We start from the raw sequence: 14,519 nt of genomic DNA on the forward strand, positions 1-14,519 counted from the left end.
GAAAAAGGAGGAATTTAAAATGAATACAATAAAAAAAGCGTGGAGCAAAATTATACAAACTAAATGGTTAAAATACGGTATCGGTGCAGCAATCATCGGTTTTGGCGGAGCAGCTGCATATGACCTGATTGATGACAGAGATGTCTATGCAAACGGTGGTATTGTAAAAAGCTTTACAGCAGAAACGGCGGCTGTATCAAAACAAGAGGCTGCTGAAATTGCTTCAAAAGAAAAGAATAGTGCTGTAGAAGAGGTAGAGCAAGAGTATACGGAAACTGGAGCAGGTGTATACCAAGTAGAATTCGCTGATGACCAAGATGATATATATGTCGATTCAGAAGACGGCACCATCATTACAAAGGAAATGCTTGCTGATAAAATTAAAGTAACAGAAGAGCAAGCGAAAGAAATAGCATTAAAAGAAGCAGATGGCACCATTACAGAATTTGAGTTAGATGATGATAACGCTCAATTCATTTATGACCTAGAAGTAACAGCAAAGGATGGCATGGAAACAGAGCTGAGCATTTCAGCAGAAACAGGAAAAATATTAAGTAAAGAGCAAGACAGGTTTTAATCTGACTATAAGAAGCAGCCTCATTTAGGCTGTTTTTTTATTTTAATCCTAATTTATGACAATATTCGCAACATTTATTATATCCTATATATTTTTCTGTCTATACCTGATAAGGTGTAAGGGACAGGAAACAAATGTTTTTAAATAACGACGTGTCAGGCATGAAATATTTTGCTGATTTTACTCATTCCTATAACCTTATAATTTTACGCATTCAAAGTCCCTTCCAAAAATAAACATCGTAATTAAAATAAAAATGGAGAACTTAAATGTAAGAAATGATTATAGGAGTGGTCTTGATGAAAAAAATAATCGTATTTTTATGTATCCTTGTTAGTGTAAGCCTTTTACTGGTTGATATACAAAAAGCTTCTGCCGAAGGCACTGGAAAAAATATTGGAGTGAATATTGGAAATATCGCGCCTGACTTTATTTTGAAGGATATGAAAGGGCAAAAAGTGCGGCTTTCTGATTTAAAAGGTAAAAAAGTAATGATCAATTTCTGGGCAACATGGTGTCCGCCATGCAGACAGGAAATGCCGGAAATCGAGAAGTTTTTTCAAGAACAAAAGGGAGATATAGAGATATTGGCAATAAATATTGATGGCGGAGCTCCCAAAAACGTTGCTGATTATATAAAAAAAATGAAGCTTACTTTTCCTGTCGTGCTGGATGAACAAGATAAGGTAAATGAAATGTATAAGGTAATCACTATTCCCACTACTTTTTTAATTGACGAGAAAGGAGTTATTGTCAATAAATACTATTCTGTCATGTCATTAGAGATAATGAGGGAGTTAATAAGGAAGAAATAATTTCTGAAAGCGCTTTACAATTATATGGACATCACGTATAATGAGAGCGTATCAAAAGTATACATATGAGTATTGTTTTCAGAAAACAATGACTTTTCAAACTTTTAAAAGAATTTCTTCAAATGCGTATTAAAAACAGGCAATTTTGGGAATTATGAAAATATAAAAGGATAAAGGAGATAAAAGAGATGAGAAAACCTCGTAAACGGTCATTCCAGGAACTAGTGTCAGAAAATAAACTGCAATTGCTTCGAGACAGAGAAGCAATTGAGAAAATTGAAGAGCGCATTGAAAAAAAACATTTGAAAAAAGCAAGATAATCAATTAGTGAAAAATTTTGCCACACATCATCCATTCCTTTATAGTGCAAACTTTATATAAAGGAGGGGATGAATGATGAGCAATCCAAAAAAAGACAGCAAGCATTTTGTGCCTAGCCATATTGGAACTAAATCGAGAGGTTTCGGCGGCAATAAAGGCAAAAAAATGCAGGATACTTCAGGTCAGCATGCCCAAGTGATCCAAACAAAAGGTGAATAAACTTTTTAGCTTCTGTACATATGTGCAGAAGCTTTTTGTATGTATAAACGAAGGAAAACAGCTTAAATCATTAACGAATATTCACGATTATGATACTATAAGAAGATGTAAATAAACTTATATGTAAGTGAAGTGAAAGTAGATAATGGAAAAGAAATTCGAAAATACAGTCAGTCAAACAATTGCTTCTCTTGAAGAGGAATTTAAGAATACAGGTACTATTAACAACGAAAAAGCAGTTTTGTCTGCGATACAATCATTAAATGAAGCCGAGAAGCCAGAGATTGTCTCCCGATTGCTAACAATGGCGGCAATCTCCCGATTAAAAGCAAATGAAAAGGATTCAATTGCAACAGCATGGCTTAAAAAGGCGAAAGATTTAGATTCAAGTAATAAAGAGGCAAATAAATACCTTTCCCAAAACGACTGGAAAAACTATGAAGGTCTGTTGGACATGCTTAATTTCCCTGCGATTAGAGAGACAGATAACCGGACAGCGAAAAGGAAAATTGCTGAACAGTATATTAATAACTGCCGGAAGTTTCTTGATATGATTGATGATGAAAACGATAAATTAACAGAAAACAGTGCAGCAGCATCTATTTTTAATAATACACTTGCTGTGACTAAGTACAAAGAAATTATTACATTGCTGGATGAAGTAACGCAAAAAACATCTCAGCTTCTGCAATCATCTGAAGAATATGAAGAATCCATAAGCGGTGTTTTTCATACATCTATTTATTATGACAGTGTTAAAAAGCTGATTGAAGAGCTTAATGAGTTAAAGGGTGCTTGGTTGAACATTTTTAAAGAGGAAGACTCAAGCGAGGCAAAAGCGGAAACAACCTCAGCCTTAGAACAGCTTCAACAAATGATTGGCTTAGAGAAAGTTAAAAATAGAGTAAAGGATTTTTATCAATTCTTAAAGTATCAAAACTCAAGGAAAAAGCTCGGTTTCACCATTCAGGATGAATTAAGTCTTAATATGATTTTTACAGGAAATCCTGGTACAGGAAAAACGACATTGGCACGGTTAATGGCTAAAATTTATTATGAACTAGGTGTGCTGCCTAGTCAGGAGGTTGTTGAAACAGACCGATCCCAGCTAGTCGGAGGCTATATGGGGCAGACAGAGGAAAATGTGCGCAATGTTGTAAAGCAATCTCTTGGCGGTGTGCTGTTTATTGATGAAGCCTACAGCTTAAACAGAGATGGACAAGGCAATGATTACGGACAAACAGCGATTGACACATTGGTTTCCTTAATGACTAGTTCTGAATTCGGCGGGAAGTTTGCTGTTATATTAGCAGGCTATCCGGAAGAGATGAGACAGTTCCTTGACGGCAATCATGGATTAAGCAGCCGTTTTCCATCATCTAACTTTATTCATTTACCTAATTATTCTGCAGAGGAACTTGTTGCTATCGGAGAAAAAATTGCCAATGACAATGATTATGTCATCAGTGAAGAAGGCAAACAGCAATTAGAGCTGCGCCTTGAAAAGGAACAGGTTGATGAAAGCTTCGGCAATGCCCGTGCAGTTAAAAATATTGTCCTAGATGCGATTTTTAACAAAGGATCTCAAGCACAATCAAACAAGCAGTTCCTCACATATACCTTGCTTGACGGCAATGATTTTGCTGCGTCAGAGGAGGAGGCTTCAGATAATCCAGCGGAAGAACTTGATTCTATGATTGGTCTGACAAAGGTAAAGGATGAAATGAAAAAAATTATTTCATTCGTTAAAGTTCAGCAAGTCAGACGAACGAATTCTAAAAAGAACTTGCCTATCCAGCTTCATGCTGTATTTACGGGAAATCCAGGTACAGGAAAAACGACAGTTGCTAAGCTTTATGCCCAGTTCTTAAAGGATTGCGGGATTTTAAAGCGTGGGCATCTCGTAGTAGCAAGCAGAGCGGATTTTATAGCAGGATTTGTGGGCCAAACGGCGATTAAAACGAAAAAGAAGATCAGAGAAGCATTAGGCGGCGTTCTATTCATTGATGAAGCATATTCTCTATTGTCAGGATCTAATCAAGATTTCGGCAAAGAAGCTATCGACACACTTGTTATGGAAATGACAAAGCATAATGAAAATCTTGTTGTCGTCTTGGCCGGTTATCCTGATGAAACAAAGGCATTGCTTGAAAGCAATCCAGGTTTAACATCACGCTTCAAGAAGTTTATCCATTTCGAGGATTATAATAGTGAAGAATTGATTCAAATAATGGAAGGTTATGCGGCAAAATATGACTATCAGTTAGAAAATAATGCGAAGCTTGCCCTTCAGACAAAGCTTGCGTCATTTAACTCAAATGGAAATGGGCGATTTGCGACTAATCTTGTAGATGAAGCTGTCCAGATGCAAGCATTGCGAATCATGGAAGCTAATGATGATAGCCTTGATTATTCTATTCTTACAGAAGCAGATATGCTTCATGCACTAGATTCCTTCAGCAACAGTGCAAACACAAAGCAATCATAATAGTAAACAAAAGCGGCTGTCTTTACAGCCGCTTTTTTATATAAAAAAGGACTATCCCATAAGGATAGTCAAAATCAGCAGTTTTTATCTCAGGTGTGTAGTTTATGTGAAAAACTGCAGACTTTATTGTACTTTTTTTAAAAGCAAATAACAAAGGTAATTTAAACCAACAACTGTTGGTGGTGTGGGGATTAGTGTTGTTTATATCATGTTTTGAGAGGTTAAAAATGCACTGTATGAGGTCTGACTAATAGTGAATGCTAACATTTTCACAAATTCAGCTTATTTTTGCTCCAATAGTTCACCGAAGAAATAAATCTCATCTGTTATTTTGCTTTTCATCTCGTAATCTTCACATTTTTTACACTCATTCACTAGAAAATATATATGTCTAATGAATAAAAGCATTTCATCATCTTTAATCATCATTCTAACTCCTTGTAGACAGATAGTACCAAAAATAACGATATAACCTATAAAATATTGTTTTTTATTTCCATTAAGTGGGTATTTATAATTATAACAAAATAAACTACTAGGAGTAAAGAATTATGGGTCTCATTGAAAAGCTGCAGAAGAAAATAGTAGAAACAGATTGGACAGAGCTAGTTGCAGAAGGGAAAGTGGAAGATGAGAAAAGAGAGGAAAACAGCAAAGAAAAAAGTGGAGAAGCTCCCTAATACTTAAAGCTTTACATAATAGTGCGAGCTAAGGTATATTCGCGAAATAAAAAACACCATTTTGGTGTTTTTTATTTCGAATTATTAAGGTAATATTAATAAGTAAAAATGTCAAACGTATCTACATAAAAATCGTATGAAGCTTATAAAAAAAATAGGTGAAAGAAATCATTACAGCTGTCTAAGAGAACTTAAAACTATCTAAGTTCGATAGACTTCCCTCCATTAAAATATGGTAAAATGGATAAATATAACATTTGTCCATGGGGAAGGAGTTCGTTTTTTTGAGAAAAAGATTGACGCTATGTATCGTATTTAGCTGTACATTATTATTATTATTATATGGAAACAGCGTAAAGGATAGTAATAGTAATAGTAATAGTAATAGTAATGTCGAACGGCGAGAACTGGATACTGTTAATGTTTCTGACACTGAATTATTGTCTGTTGCTGAAATAAAAGATATTAGCAAGAAATCGTATAAGCTGGCAGAATCGGCCAAAGACTATGCAGAACAGAATCAGCACCTTAATATGGAACCCTTTAAACAGGCATTGCAGCCTTACTTTACGGAAGCTTTCATAAGTAAGCTTAATACAGTAGAATTTACTGTCCCTACAGGTGGTAATTTCCCAGCAGATTTTGATTATCAGCAGCATTTCATCGTGAAAGATCATTCAAAAAATAAGATTATCGTGGAGACGGCACAAACGTCATACAATAATATGCCCCTAATCTATACAATAGAGGCAGAAAAAGAGCAAGGTCAATGGAAGATTAACAATCTTGACTATATGGAACATACAGATTCTTCTAGTAAGGCAATGAATACTGCAAAAATCACAGAGAAAGAAGCAGGTAAATTAGTTGGCGGTTATTTGCTGGGAGACAAATATATAATTGAATCAGTCAAGCGGGGAAAAGAGAATGTTTTTTACATTAATGCATTTGTAGAAGTAAGTTCTACACAAATGATTGGGGTTTCACTGAAAATGGATAGACTTACTGGAAAGATAACAAGCTTGATGGCAGTAAATACATAACACGCTATGCTGTTTAAAACGCTTAACATGAATACATATTAATAACTGTAGAAACAAGGTAGATAGATTTGATTAGTTATATGGAGGGGAATATGACTGATTTAGATACAGAGTATAAGCTCTTGCAAATGGAGATTAAAAAGCTTTCCATTCAGATGGAGAACATGCCTGTAATGGCAAAAGGATATAAAGAGCTGTTGCGGAAAGAAGTAAATTTGACAAAAAAAATGCAAGAGCTCATTAATAGGATGGTTGCGGAGTAATGTTGAAGGTGGCACTTTCCTTGATTAGTTGCTGAATTAACCATAATATTAATAAGGAAGAAATAATACAAAGGAAGTGCAAGCAGATTTGGAATACGTACATAAACTAGATTTAAAGATCGATTATGCAGATACCGACATGATGGGTGTCGTGTATCATGCGAATTACTTAAAGTTTTTTGAGCGCGGCAGAACAGCGCTGATAGAGGATATTGGATATAGCTATGTAGCGATGGAGGATGCTGGGTACTTCGCTCCTGTCTATGATGTACAGGCTACGTATAAGAAGCCGTTAAGATACGGAGAAAAAGCGTATGTGAAAACATGGATAGACTTAAATGATGGCATTAAAACGGTTTATGGATATCAGATTGTAAATGAGCAAGGAGATCTTTGTGTAGAGGGTACGACTACCCATATCATTGTCAGTAAAGATAGCTTCCGCCCTAAATCATTTAAAAAGACCTTTCCGGAATGGTTCCAAAAGTATGAGGAGCTAAAAAAGAAATAACCGTTTTTTAAGGAGACTAATACTATGGCGTTTGGCATCAACCGAAAGGAATTGGCAGACTGGAAAAGAAAAATAGATGAAGGCCAGATTGCTTTTTTGACTCATTATTGGCTTGATGACCGCTTTCCAGGCTGCAAGACAGTCACGAAGGTTGGCTGTGCGGATTTGAAAAGGCTCGAGCAATGGGGAGCGAAGTATGGATTAAAAAAAGAGTGGATACATAAAAGGAAAGATGGCTACTCTCATTTTGATCTTCTTGGCGATACCCAAAAAAATATTTTGGAGAAGGAAGGAATCGATATTCTCCTCAAGTAAAAAGCAGGCTAATTAAGCCTGCTTTTCTGTGTAATGATATTCCGGTTCCTGTGCTGCTTCATTGAAGTTTGCGTATAAATCATTGTTATCAAAATACCAAAGATCTTTTTCTTCAATATAATAACGGATGCCGTCTTTTTCTGTGCTAACTGCTGAGTTCACAGGCTTTTCGTTAGAAATTCCTAGAGAAAATCCCTGTTGGACAGTGCTGCATCCTCCGTATCGGGCGAAAAATCGTACATAATCTCCTTCGTTTAGAAGCATTTCATCTTTATACCATTCTGCTGCTTTATCGCTAACTACTATTTTCATTTCAAGCACCTCTTTTTTGAGATTAGATTAACCCTCACTTTTATTATAAAGGATAAACATATACTATGCACATAATTAAACTGTCTGTAAGTTTATTTAGGCTGCACATTTTTCAGCATATGTGTCATGATCTCCTTATAGCTTTCCTCACTGTCAGGCATTCCAAGACTACCAGCTTCTTCTAGAGGAACCATTTTATAGTCTTTATCATTTTTACTGTAGACATATGTTGGGTAAAAGGATGGAACCTCTATTTTTTTCGTCACTTTACCGCCCAGTTCAGTTTTTGTCACTTTGACAGTGGCCATTCCACCAATATCTCGATAATCATCTGCTTGTCCTGACAGGAAATTGCCGAGAGAATAGACGACTAAGGACTTTTCTCCGTTTTTGTCATACATCCATTCCATTGGCTGCAGAACATGTGGATGTCCTCCGAAAATAATGTCGACACCTTCATTAACGAGATATTGGGCGAGAGTTTTTTGTTCCACATTTGGCTTCCGTTCATATTCTGTGCCCCAATGTATGCCCATTACCACAAAGTCAGCTTGTTTTTTTGCCTGCGCTATCTCTTTTTGCATTTTTTCCTTATCAATAAGATTGACGATATAGTCGTCCTTTTTGGGAACAGTAATACCATTCAAACCATATGTGTAAGAAAGATAAGCAATTTTTATGCCGTCATGCTCCATTATGCGGAGCTTTTGTTGGTCTTCTTTATTTTCAAATGTACCAACATAAGGAAGCTTGATTTTTTTTAAGTACGCAAGAGACTGCTTTTGGGCATCAACACCTCTGTCTAAAGAATGATTATTAGCAGTTGTCACAATGTCGACACCTGCATCAATTAGCGCATCTGCGACTTCATGTGGGCTATTGAAAGCAGGATAGCTGGATAAACCAATTTTCTCGCCTGCCACAATGGTTTCCTGATTAGCCAGAAGGATGTCCGGCTTTTGTAAGATTGGCTTCACTTCTTCAAGCATAGGCCTAAAGTCAAAACCGTCTTTTACTTTTGCTTCATTATATACCCTATCGTGGATTAGAATATCCCCGACAGCACCTAAAGTGACTTCTTTGCCAATGCTTTTTGTGCTGAGTTGTGTTTTTTTTGAGGGCTGATTGCTGCTTGTATTGCTGTTTTGCTTGATTAATGTTGCCTCATCAAGCTTAAAAATAAAAAAGGCTGTGATCGAAATACCGATAAAAGCAAGCAATAGATAGAGCTGGATTTTTTTCATTATTCATACCTGCCTTTAATTGCGTTTTCCTAAAAAAGATAAGTTCCTTTATAGGATAACAAAAAAGCACGGTCCATTCGACTAATTTCGCAAAATGGAAAAATAATGAAATTTCTGATAAAGGCTGACAGAATTGCTTAACAGATAGGCAGTTTTACAATAAATTCTGTTCCTGCGTCAAGTTCGGAGTGAACAGTGATTTGACCGTTAGCTTCATGAATAATTGATTGACATATGCTCAAACCTAGTCCTGTTCCAGTCCGTTTTGTTGTGAAATAAGGTGTAAATAGCATGTCTAAAGCTTCTGGCGGAATACCAGGTCCATTATCCTTAATGGAAATAATGCCAAATTGTCTTTCTGTGTAGGCACTAATAGTAATCCTGCCATTTGCTCTGCTTGCTTCAATGGCATTTTTTAAAATGTTTGCAAGCACCTGTGCCAGCTGCTGTTTTGGTATTTGTACATTAAAGTTGCCCGCAAAAAATGTTTCAAGCTGAAGGTTTTTAGATTGAATGGCTTGCTCAAAAAGAAGGGTAGTTTTCGTAATCGCTTCCTTCATATTAGTTGTTTCCTGCCTGTTAGCTGGTGGATTGTTGTGCACCATTTCATAGAGCAGACCATTTGCTCTGTCGAGTTCTTCTATGGCGATTTCTGTATATAGAGATCTTTTTAATGCAGGTAAATCTGGATTGGCAAGAAGCTGAAGAAGGCCGCGGACTGCGGTTATTGGATTTTTGATTTCATGAGCATAGCCAGCCGCTGTTTTGTGAGGATTGTTTAGAAGTTTGTGGTTATCTGACATAAAGTTCAACCGTCCTTTTCGCATTAGTTAGTAAACTTTATGACGAAATTAAGCTATATATGTCAAAAAAAAAACCAAAAAAACCATCGCAAGGATGGTTTTAATTTCTTACAGCCAAGTAATTTTCGGCTCTGTCTTATTTATGATTCGTTTAATATTTGCCCGATGTCTATATACAACAAATATAGTTAGAATAGCAAGGATGGCAATCAGAAGCTTGTCATCCCAAAGGATAATTGAATAAACCAACCCGGCAGCTCCTGCAATCATGGATGACAGAGAAACATACTTTGATAAGTATAGTGCCAGGAAAAAGACAGCAATAATTATAATAAATAACAGCGGTTCATGCCCAAGCAGAATACCGGCAGATGTTGCGACTGCTTTACCGCCTTTAAAGCCTGCAAATATTGGATACATATGGCCGATTACCGCAACTACTCCGAAAATTAAGGGACTTACACTAACATCAATATCTGTGAACAGACCAAGCAAAACAGGCAGGCATGTTGCCAGCGTTCCTTTTAAAATATCAGAAAATGTCACGACAAAGCCCGCTTTTTTGCCAAGCACCCGAAACGAATTCGTTCCGCCTAAGTTTCCGCTTCCGTGTTCCCTTATATCTATTTTATAAAAAGCCTTACCAATAATTAACCCGGAGGGAATGGATCCTATCAGGTAGGCTAAAATAATTAAAATGGCAATGATCAATGCTAACTCTCCTTCGTTCTATGTATATGGATATTGTACCACGTATTTATAAATTCTCACTCTTTTTTCGAAAAAATCTTCGTGTCATTAAGTTTATCGCTTCCTGCATAAAGGGAAAAAGATTATTATTATTTTTTTGTAAACTTGGGGGAAATGAAATGAGAATAACAAAAAAGTTAGCAGCAAATATACTTGTCGTATATTTCGCCGTCTACATAAGCGTAATAGTATATCATACACTTAAACCATTGCCTCAAGGGCTGTCATATGAAGGTGAGATACATTTAGTAGAGGATAAAGATATTGAGTTTGTGGAGGATACAACCTATAAGGATAAGAAGGGCAACCAACATTTGAATCAGGAAATAATTGCCCGAATGCTTGATGAGGTAGACAAAGCAGAGCAATTTATTGTGATAGACATGTTTTTATTTAACAGCGATACGAACGATGATCAAACATATCCAAAAATTACAGAAAAGTTCTTGGACAAGCTTGTGAAGAAGAAACAAAAGAATCCTGATTTAAAGCTTATCTTTATAACAGATCCTGTAAATACCACGTATCATTCCTACCCGTCTCCTGAGCTCGAAAAACTTAAATCTATCGGCGCGCAAGTGGTGGAAACGAATATGGAAAGCCTGCGTGATTCGAACCCACTTTATTCTGCTTTCTGGAGGATGTCGATGAAATGGTTCGGACACGGTAAGGATGGTCATCTTCCTAATCTTTTAGCTGATAGCGGACCAGATGTGACATTGAGGTCTTATTTAGATTTGCTGAATGTTAAGGCAAATCATCGCAAGGTGTTAATTACGGAAAAATCAGCCATCGTTTCATCAGGTAATATTCATGATGCGAGCGGATATCATTCTAATATTGCCTATACAGTTAAAGGAAATATTATTAACGATTTGTTAGAAACGGAGGAGAGTGTTTATCAATTAATGGATAAGACTACTTTTCCTGTCGCCAAAAAAACAGAGGAAAAAGGCGATATTAAACTACAGCTTTTGACAGAAGGAAAAATAGCCAAACATGTTATACAAGAGATTCACAATACAGCTGCCGGTGATACTATTTGGATTGGTATGCTTTATCTTGCCGACAGACCAGTAATGGAAGAGCTGATAGCTGCATCAGCAAGGGATGTTAATATCCGGCTTATTCTTGACCCTAATCAAAACTCCTTCGGAAATAAGAAGGCAGGCCTTCCCAATGTTCCAACTTCTGCTGAGTTGATGAAAAAAGGCAATGGTCATATTGCGATAAGATGGTATAACACTGGGATGGAGCAGTACCATTCTAAGCTGATGCTTATAGAAAGAGATAAGGAAAATGTCATAATAGCAGGATCTGCCAACTATACGAGAAGAAATCTTCATGATTTAAATTTAGAAACAAATATAAAAATAGCAGCTGCTCCAGACAAAGATATAATGAAAGAAACAAAAAGTTATTTTGATAAACTTTGGTCTAATAAAGACGGAGAATATACAAAAAATTACAGCACAGAAGCGGAACTTCCTGCATTTCGTTATTTGCTGTACCGCCTGCAGCGCCTGCTTTGGTTTACAACTTATTGAAAGGTTCTTCGGTCGGGCAGTTTCATATACAAGTAACAAAGAGTCCTTTATAATAAAAAGGAGAGAGTCAGACAGTATATAACAAGAACTTTTAGTGCGGGAGATGAAAAAAGGTGACTGCGAATTTTTCACAGATGAAGGAACTTGGCGAAAGACTGGAAGCAATGGAAAGGTTGGCAGTTAAGTTTTCAGAAAGAGCAAGGGAAGTGGATGAAAATGGAACTTTCCCATATGAAAATATTAGCGAACTTCAAAAGAGCGGTTATACATATTTAACAGTGCCAAGTGAATATGGCGGCAAGGAGATATCTGTTTATGAAATGGTACGGCTGCAGGAGGCAATTGCCATCGGTGATGGCTCAACAGCCTTATCCATTGGCTGGCATATGGGCGTTATCCGCAATATGTACGAAAACAACTGGGAGCCGTCGCTTCTTGAAGAAATGTATACAGCAATTAAGGGTGGAGCACTTATTAATAGTGCTGCTACCGAGCCTCAGACTGGGAGTCCAACTAGGGGAGGGAAACCTCAAACGACAGCAGAGCAAAACGGAGATACTTGGGTAATTAATGGACGCAAATCCTTTACATCCATGTCACCGATGCTTGATTACTTCATTGTCAGTGCATCTATTAAGGATTCAGACGAGGTAGCCAACTTTTTAATTGCAAAGGATAACCCAGGCTTAAAAATTGAAGAAACTTGGGACAGCATCGCTTTAAGAGGAACAGGCAGTCATGATGTGTACTTCGAAAATGCAATCATAGAGAAGCGTTTTTTAGTGGAGAAACTAGGGGGAGCAAGAAAGATTAATCCATGGCTGCTTCATATCCCTGCTTGTTATTTAGGGATTGCTGGGGCAGCTCAAAAAGAAGCGGTCAGATTTGCAAAAAGCCACTCGCCCAACAGCATAACAGGAACAATCAGCGACCTTCCGAATGTGCGCACGAAAATCGGCGAAATGGAGTTGAAAATGCAGACTGCCAAGCATTTCCTTTATTCCGTCAGCAAAAAATGGGATGCTGCACCAAAGGAGGAGCAGCAAGCTTTAGTTCCTGAAATGAGCGCTGCCAAGCATTTTGTAACAAACACAGCGATTGAAGTAGTCGACTTGGCTATGCGTATTGCAGGAGCACGAAGTCTGTCAGCAAGCAGCTCGCTGCAACGATATTACCGCGATGTGCGGGCAGGACTTCATAATCCTCCGATGGATGATATGACAATTTCTCAGCTAGCAGAGAAATCATTAAGAGAGATTTAACATAAAAAAAGACCCAAGATTTTCTTGGGTTTATTTGTATTAGACTTAGGCTGCATGGTTCTCTGGCCGTTTTTTTCTGCGTAGAAGAGACATTCTCTGTTTCAGAAACAACTCCCATCTTGCTGGTCCATGTAAATAGCGCTTTACACTAAAAATAATGGTTTCCTCCAATAAAAAGAAAAAAAGCAATCCCCAAAGCAAATATTTAATGATAAGCCCTCCCTTGTTGGCTACATAAATCACCTAAGCTTAGTAAATATGTTATTTATTTAATTATCTGTAATATATATCCATTGTATCATGAAATGGTAAATTTATGTTTAAAAGAACCTAAACCTAAATTTACCATTTCAATTATTTTAGGAACGATTTATGCTAAATTAGATAAAATATAAAAAACTGATGCAAAACTATTGAAAACAGACAAAAAATGACGCATAATCTATTCTTGTAACTTTCAATGAAGTACCAAAAAATTTTTTTGTTAAAGGGAGATGGAAGATGAAAATAAGAGTTTCTGCCGTGCAGTATATGCTGAAAAACATTAAGTCATTTGAAGATTTTGCAAAGCAATGTGAACACTATGTCCGAACGGCACAAGAATTTGGCGCTGAGTTTGTTTTGTTTCCTGAATTTTTTACAACACAATTATTGTCAATGGGCGATGGTCAAAATCCGTTAACCATTAATGAGTTGCCTGGGTTTACAGAACAGTACCAAAATCTGTTCCGCACATTTGCTGTACAAACTGGCATGCATATTATCGGTGGAACTCATGTTATCCGCAGGGATGACAAATTATTTAACGTCGCCCATTTATTTTATCCAGACGGAAAAATAGAGGAGCAGGCTAAGCTTCATATTACTCCAACAGAAATTGATGAGTGGAATATGGAAAAAGGCGACAGCTTCCGTATTTTTGAAACAGATAAAGGGAAAATTGCAATTTTGACATGCTATGATATAGAATTTCCGGAAATTGTCCGGATGGCAAAAGCAAAAGGTGCTGATGTTATCTTTTGTCCTTCTTGTACAGATGATCGTCACGGTTTTCATCGTGTTCGTTACACTTGCCATGCAAGAGCAATTGAAAACCAAGTGTATGTAGTCGTAACAGGAACGGTCGGCTCCTTAACTAATGTGGACTTCATGCGTGCGAATTTTGGCCAGGCGGCTGTCATTACTCCAAATGATATCCCATTTCCTCCAAAAGGGATCATGGCAGAAGGCGAGCTTAATGATGATATGATCATCACAGCAGATCTTGATCTATCTCTATTATACGAGGTGCGTGCTAAAGGTTCTGTGACAACTTGGAGAGACAGACGTACTGATATGTATACAGATTGGGAAACAATAGAGGGCTGAT

General features: G+C 37.0%; 18 protein-coding genes. 13 read left to right on the plus strand and 5 right to left on the minus strand.

Annotation, left to right across the window (positions count from 1 at the left end):
- Positions 1-19: 19 nt before the first annotated feature.
- The 5 genes from MKX82_RS09175 to MKX82_RS09195 all read left to right on the plus strand — a co-directional run bounded on the left by MKX82_RS09175 (position 20) and on the right by MKX82_RS09195 (position 4,420).
- On the plus strand, positions 20-577 hold the full coding sequence (locus tag MKX82_RS09175; RefSeq protein ID WP_233314008.1) for a PepSY domain-containing protein: 558 nt from the start codon (positions 20-22) through the stop codon (positions 575-577).
- 299 nt (positions 578-876) lie between these two features.
- Positions 877-1,392 (plus strand): TlpA disulfide reductase family protein, encoded by a 516-nt coding sequence (locus MKX82_RS09180; RefSeq protein WP_233314007.1) that lies wholly within the window; start codon positions 877-879, stop codon positions 1,390-1,392.
- Between the two features lie 188 nt (positions 1,393-1,580).
- Positions 1,581-1,712 carry an FbpB family small basic protein gene (locus MKX82_RS09185; protein ID WP_233314006.1) on the plus strand — a complete coding sequence of 44 codons (132 nt, stop codon included), beginning with the start codon at positions 1,581-1,583 and terminating at the stop codon, positions 1,710-1,712.
- A 76-nt stretch (positions 1,713-1,788) separates the two neighbouring features.
- Entirely contained in the window at positions 1,789-1,932 is a 144-nt protein-coding gene (locus tag MKX82_RS09190; RefSeq protein WP_127741263.1) for an acid-soluble spore protein N, read from the plus strand.
- A 145-nt stretch (positions 1,933-2,077) separates the two neighbouring features.
- Entirely contained in the window at positions 2,078-4,420 is a 2,343-nt protein-coding gene (locus MKX82_RS09195; protein ID WP_341076606.1) for an AAA family ATPase, read from the plus strand.
- Between the two features lie 282 nt (positions 4,421-4,702).
- Here the strand turns inward: MKX82_RS09195 and MKX82_RS09200 are convergent, their stop codons facing one another.
- On the minus strand, positions 4,703-4,849 hold the full coding sequence (locus MKX82_RS09200; RefSeq protein WP_233314004.1) for a hypothetical protein: 147 nt from the start codon (positions 4,847-4,849) through the stop codon (positions 4,703-4,705).
- 122 nt (positions 4,850-4,971) lie between these two features.
- On the opposite strand from MKX82_RS09200, the gene MKX82_RS09205 reads away from it, so the two are divergent.
- The 5 genes from MKX82_RS09205 (at position 4,972) to MKX82_RS09225 (ending at position 7,232) form a co-directional block, all read left to right on the plus strand.
- Complete coding sequence (locus MKX82_RS09205; RefSeq protein WP_267913291.1) at positions 4,972-5,100, plus strand: hypothetical protein; 129 nt, start codon at positions 4,972-4,974, stop codon at positions 5,098-5,100.
- A gap of 284 nt (positions 5,101-5,384) precedes the next feature.
- Positions 5,385-6,143, plus strand: coding sequence for a hypothetical protein (locus MKX82_RS09210; protein WP_341076611.1), 759 nt, complete (start codon positions 5,385-5,387; stop codon positions 6,141-6,143).
- A 92-nt stretch (positions 6,144-6,235) separates the two neighbouring features.
- On the plus strand, positions 6,236-6,406 hold the full coding sequence (locus MKX82_RS09215) for a hypothetical protein (protein WP_233314001.1): 171 nt from the start codon (positions 6,236-6,238) through the stop codon (positions 6,404-6,406).
- Between the two features lie 88 nt (positions 6,407-6,494).
- Positions 6,495-6,917 carry an acyl-CoA thioesterase gene (locus tag MKX82_RS09220; protein ID WP_267913290.1) on the plus strand — a complete coding sequence of 141 codons (423 nt, stop codon included), beginning with the start codon at positions 6,495-6,497 and terminating at the stop codon, positions 6,915-6,917.
- Between the two features lie 24 nt (positions 6,918-6,941).
- Positions 6,942-7,232 (plus strand): hypothetical protein, encoded by a 291-nt coding sequence (locus MKX82_RS09225; RefSeq protein ID WP_251647701.1) that lies wholly within the window; start codon positions 6,942-6,944, stop codon positions 7,230-7,232.
- Between the two features lie 12 nt (positions 7,233-7,244).
- Here MKX82_RS09225 and MKX82_RS09230 read toward each other — a convergent pair whose 3' ends face one another.
- The 4 genes from MKX82_RS09230 to plsY all read right to left on the minus strand — a co-directional run bounded on the left by MKX82_RS09230 (position 7,245) and on the right by plsY (position 10,302).
- Entirely contained in the window at positions 7,245-7,544 is a 300-nt protein-coding gene (locus MKX82_RS09230) for a HesB/YadR/YfhF family protein (RefSeq protein WP_233313999.1), read from the minus strand.
- A 92-nt stretch (positions 7,545-7,636) separates the two neighbouring features.
- On the minus strand, positions 7,637-8,788 hold the full coding sequence (locus MKX82_RS09235; protein WP_233313998.1) for a CapA family protein: 1,152 nt from the start codon (positions 8,786-8,788) through the stop codon (positions 7,637-7,639).
- A 137-nt stretch (positions 8,789-8,925) separates the two neighbouring features.
- Entirely contained in the window at positions 8,926-9,591 is a 666-nt protein-coding gene (locus MKX82_RS09240) for a two-component system sensor histidine kinase NtrB (protein ID WP_341076620.1), read from the minus strand.
- Positions 9,592-9,699: 108 nt separating this feature from the next.
- Positions 9,700-10,302: a glycerol-3-phosphate 1-O-acyltransferase PlsY gene (gene plsY, locus MKX82_RS09245; protein ID WP_233313996.1), complete on the minus strand. Its 603-nt coding sequence runs from the start codon at positions 10,300-10,302 to the stop codon at positions 9,700-9,702.
- 158 nt (positions 10,303-10,460) lie between these two features.
- On the opposite strand from plsY, the gene MKX82_RS09250 reads away from it, so the two are divergent.
- The 3 genes from MKX82_RS09250 (at position 10,461) to MKX82_RS09260 (ending at position 14,518) form a co-directional block, all read left to right on the plus strand.
- A complete protein-coding gene (locus MKX82_RS09250) occupies positions 10,461-11,888 on the plus strand; it encodes a phospholipase D family protein (protein ID WP_237941344.1) in 1,428 nt (475 codons plus the stop codon).
- A 113-nt stretch (positions 11,889-12,001) separates the two neighbouring features.
- Positions 12,002-13,150, plus strand: a complete 1,149-nt coding sequence (locus tag MKX82_RS09255; protein WP_396953837.1) for an acyl-CoA dehydrogenase family protein — start codon at positions 12,002-12,004, stop codon at positions 13,148-13,150.
- Between the two features lie 501 nt (positions 13,151-13,651).
- Positions 13,652-14,518, plus strand: a complete 867-nt coding sequence (locus tag MKX82_RS09260; RefSeq protein ID WP_233313994.1) for a carbon-nitrogen hydrolase family protein — start codon at positions 13,652-13,654, stop codon at positions 14,516-14,518.
- The last annotated feature ends 1 nt before the right edge of the window (position 14,519 follow it).

The organism is Niallia sp. FSL R7-0271, assembly GCF_038005785.1.
GTDB lineage: Bacteria > Bacillota > Bacilli > Bacillales > Cytobacillaceae > Niallia.

Bases quoted from the DNA above. Each gene is read 5' to 3' on its own strand.
- MKX82_RS09175 (WP_233314008.1), top strand. From the start codon at position 20: ATGAATACAATAAAAAAAGCGTGGAGCAAAATTATACAAACTAAATGG.
- MKX82_RS09180 (WP_233314007.1), top strand. From the start codon at position 877: ATGAAAAAAATAATCGTATTTTTATGTATCCTTGTTAGTGTAAGCCTT.
- MKX82_RS09185 (WP_233314006.1), top strand. From the start codon at position 1,581: ATGAGAAAACCTCGTAAACGGTCATTCCAGGAACTAGTGTCAGAAAAT.
- MKX82_RS09190 (WP_127741263.1), top strand. From the start codon at position 1,789: ATGAGCAATCCAAAAAAAGACAGCAAGCATTTTGTGCCTAGCCATATT.
- MKX82_RS09195 (WP_341076606.1), top strand. From the start codon at position 2,078: ATGGAAAAGAAATTCGAAAATACAGTCAGTCAAACAATTGCTTCTCTT.
- MKX82_RS09200 (WP_233314004.1), bottom strand. From the start codon at position 4,849: ATGATGATTAAAGATGATGAAATGCTTTTATTCATTAGACATATATAT.
- MKX82_RS09205 (WP_267913291.1), top strand. From the start codon at position 4,972: ATGGGTCTCATTGAAAAGCTGCAGAAGAAAATAGTAGAAACAGATTGG.
- MKX82_RS09215 (WP_233314001.1), top strand. From the start codon at position 6,236: ATGACTGATTTAGATACAGAGTATAAGCTCTTGCAAATGGAGATTAAA.
- MKX82_RS09225 (WP_251647701.1), top strand. From the start codon at position 6,942: ATGGCGTTTGGCATCAACCGAAAGGAATTGGCAGACTGGAAAAGAAAA.
- MKX82_RS09230 (WP_233313999.1), bottom strand. From the start codon at position 7,544: ATGAAAATAGTAGTTAGCGATAAAGCAGCAGAATGGTATAAAGATGAA.
- MKX82_RS09235 (WP_233313998.1), bottom strand. From the start codon at position 8,788: ATGAAAAAAATCCAGCTCTATCTATTGCTTGCTTTTATCGGTATTTCG.
- MKX82_RS09240 (WP_341076620.1), bottom strand. From the start codon at position 9,591: ATGTCAGATAACCACAAACTTCTAAACAATCCTCACAAAACAGCGGCT.
- MKX82_RS09250 (WP_237941344.1), top strand. From the start codon at position 10,461: ATGAGAATAACAAAAAAGTTAGCAGCAAATATACTTGTCGTATATTTC.
- MKX82_RS09260 (WP_233313994.1), top strand. From the start codon at position 13,652: ATGAAAATAAGAGTTTCTGCCGTGCAGTATATGCTGAAAAACATTAAG.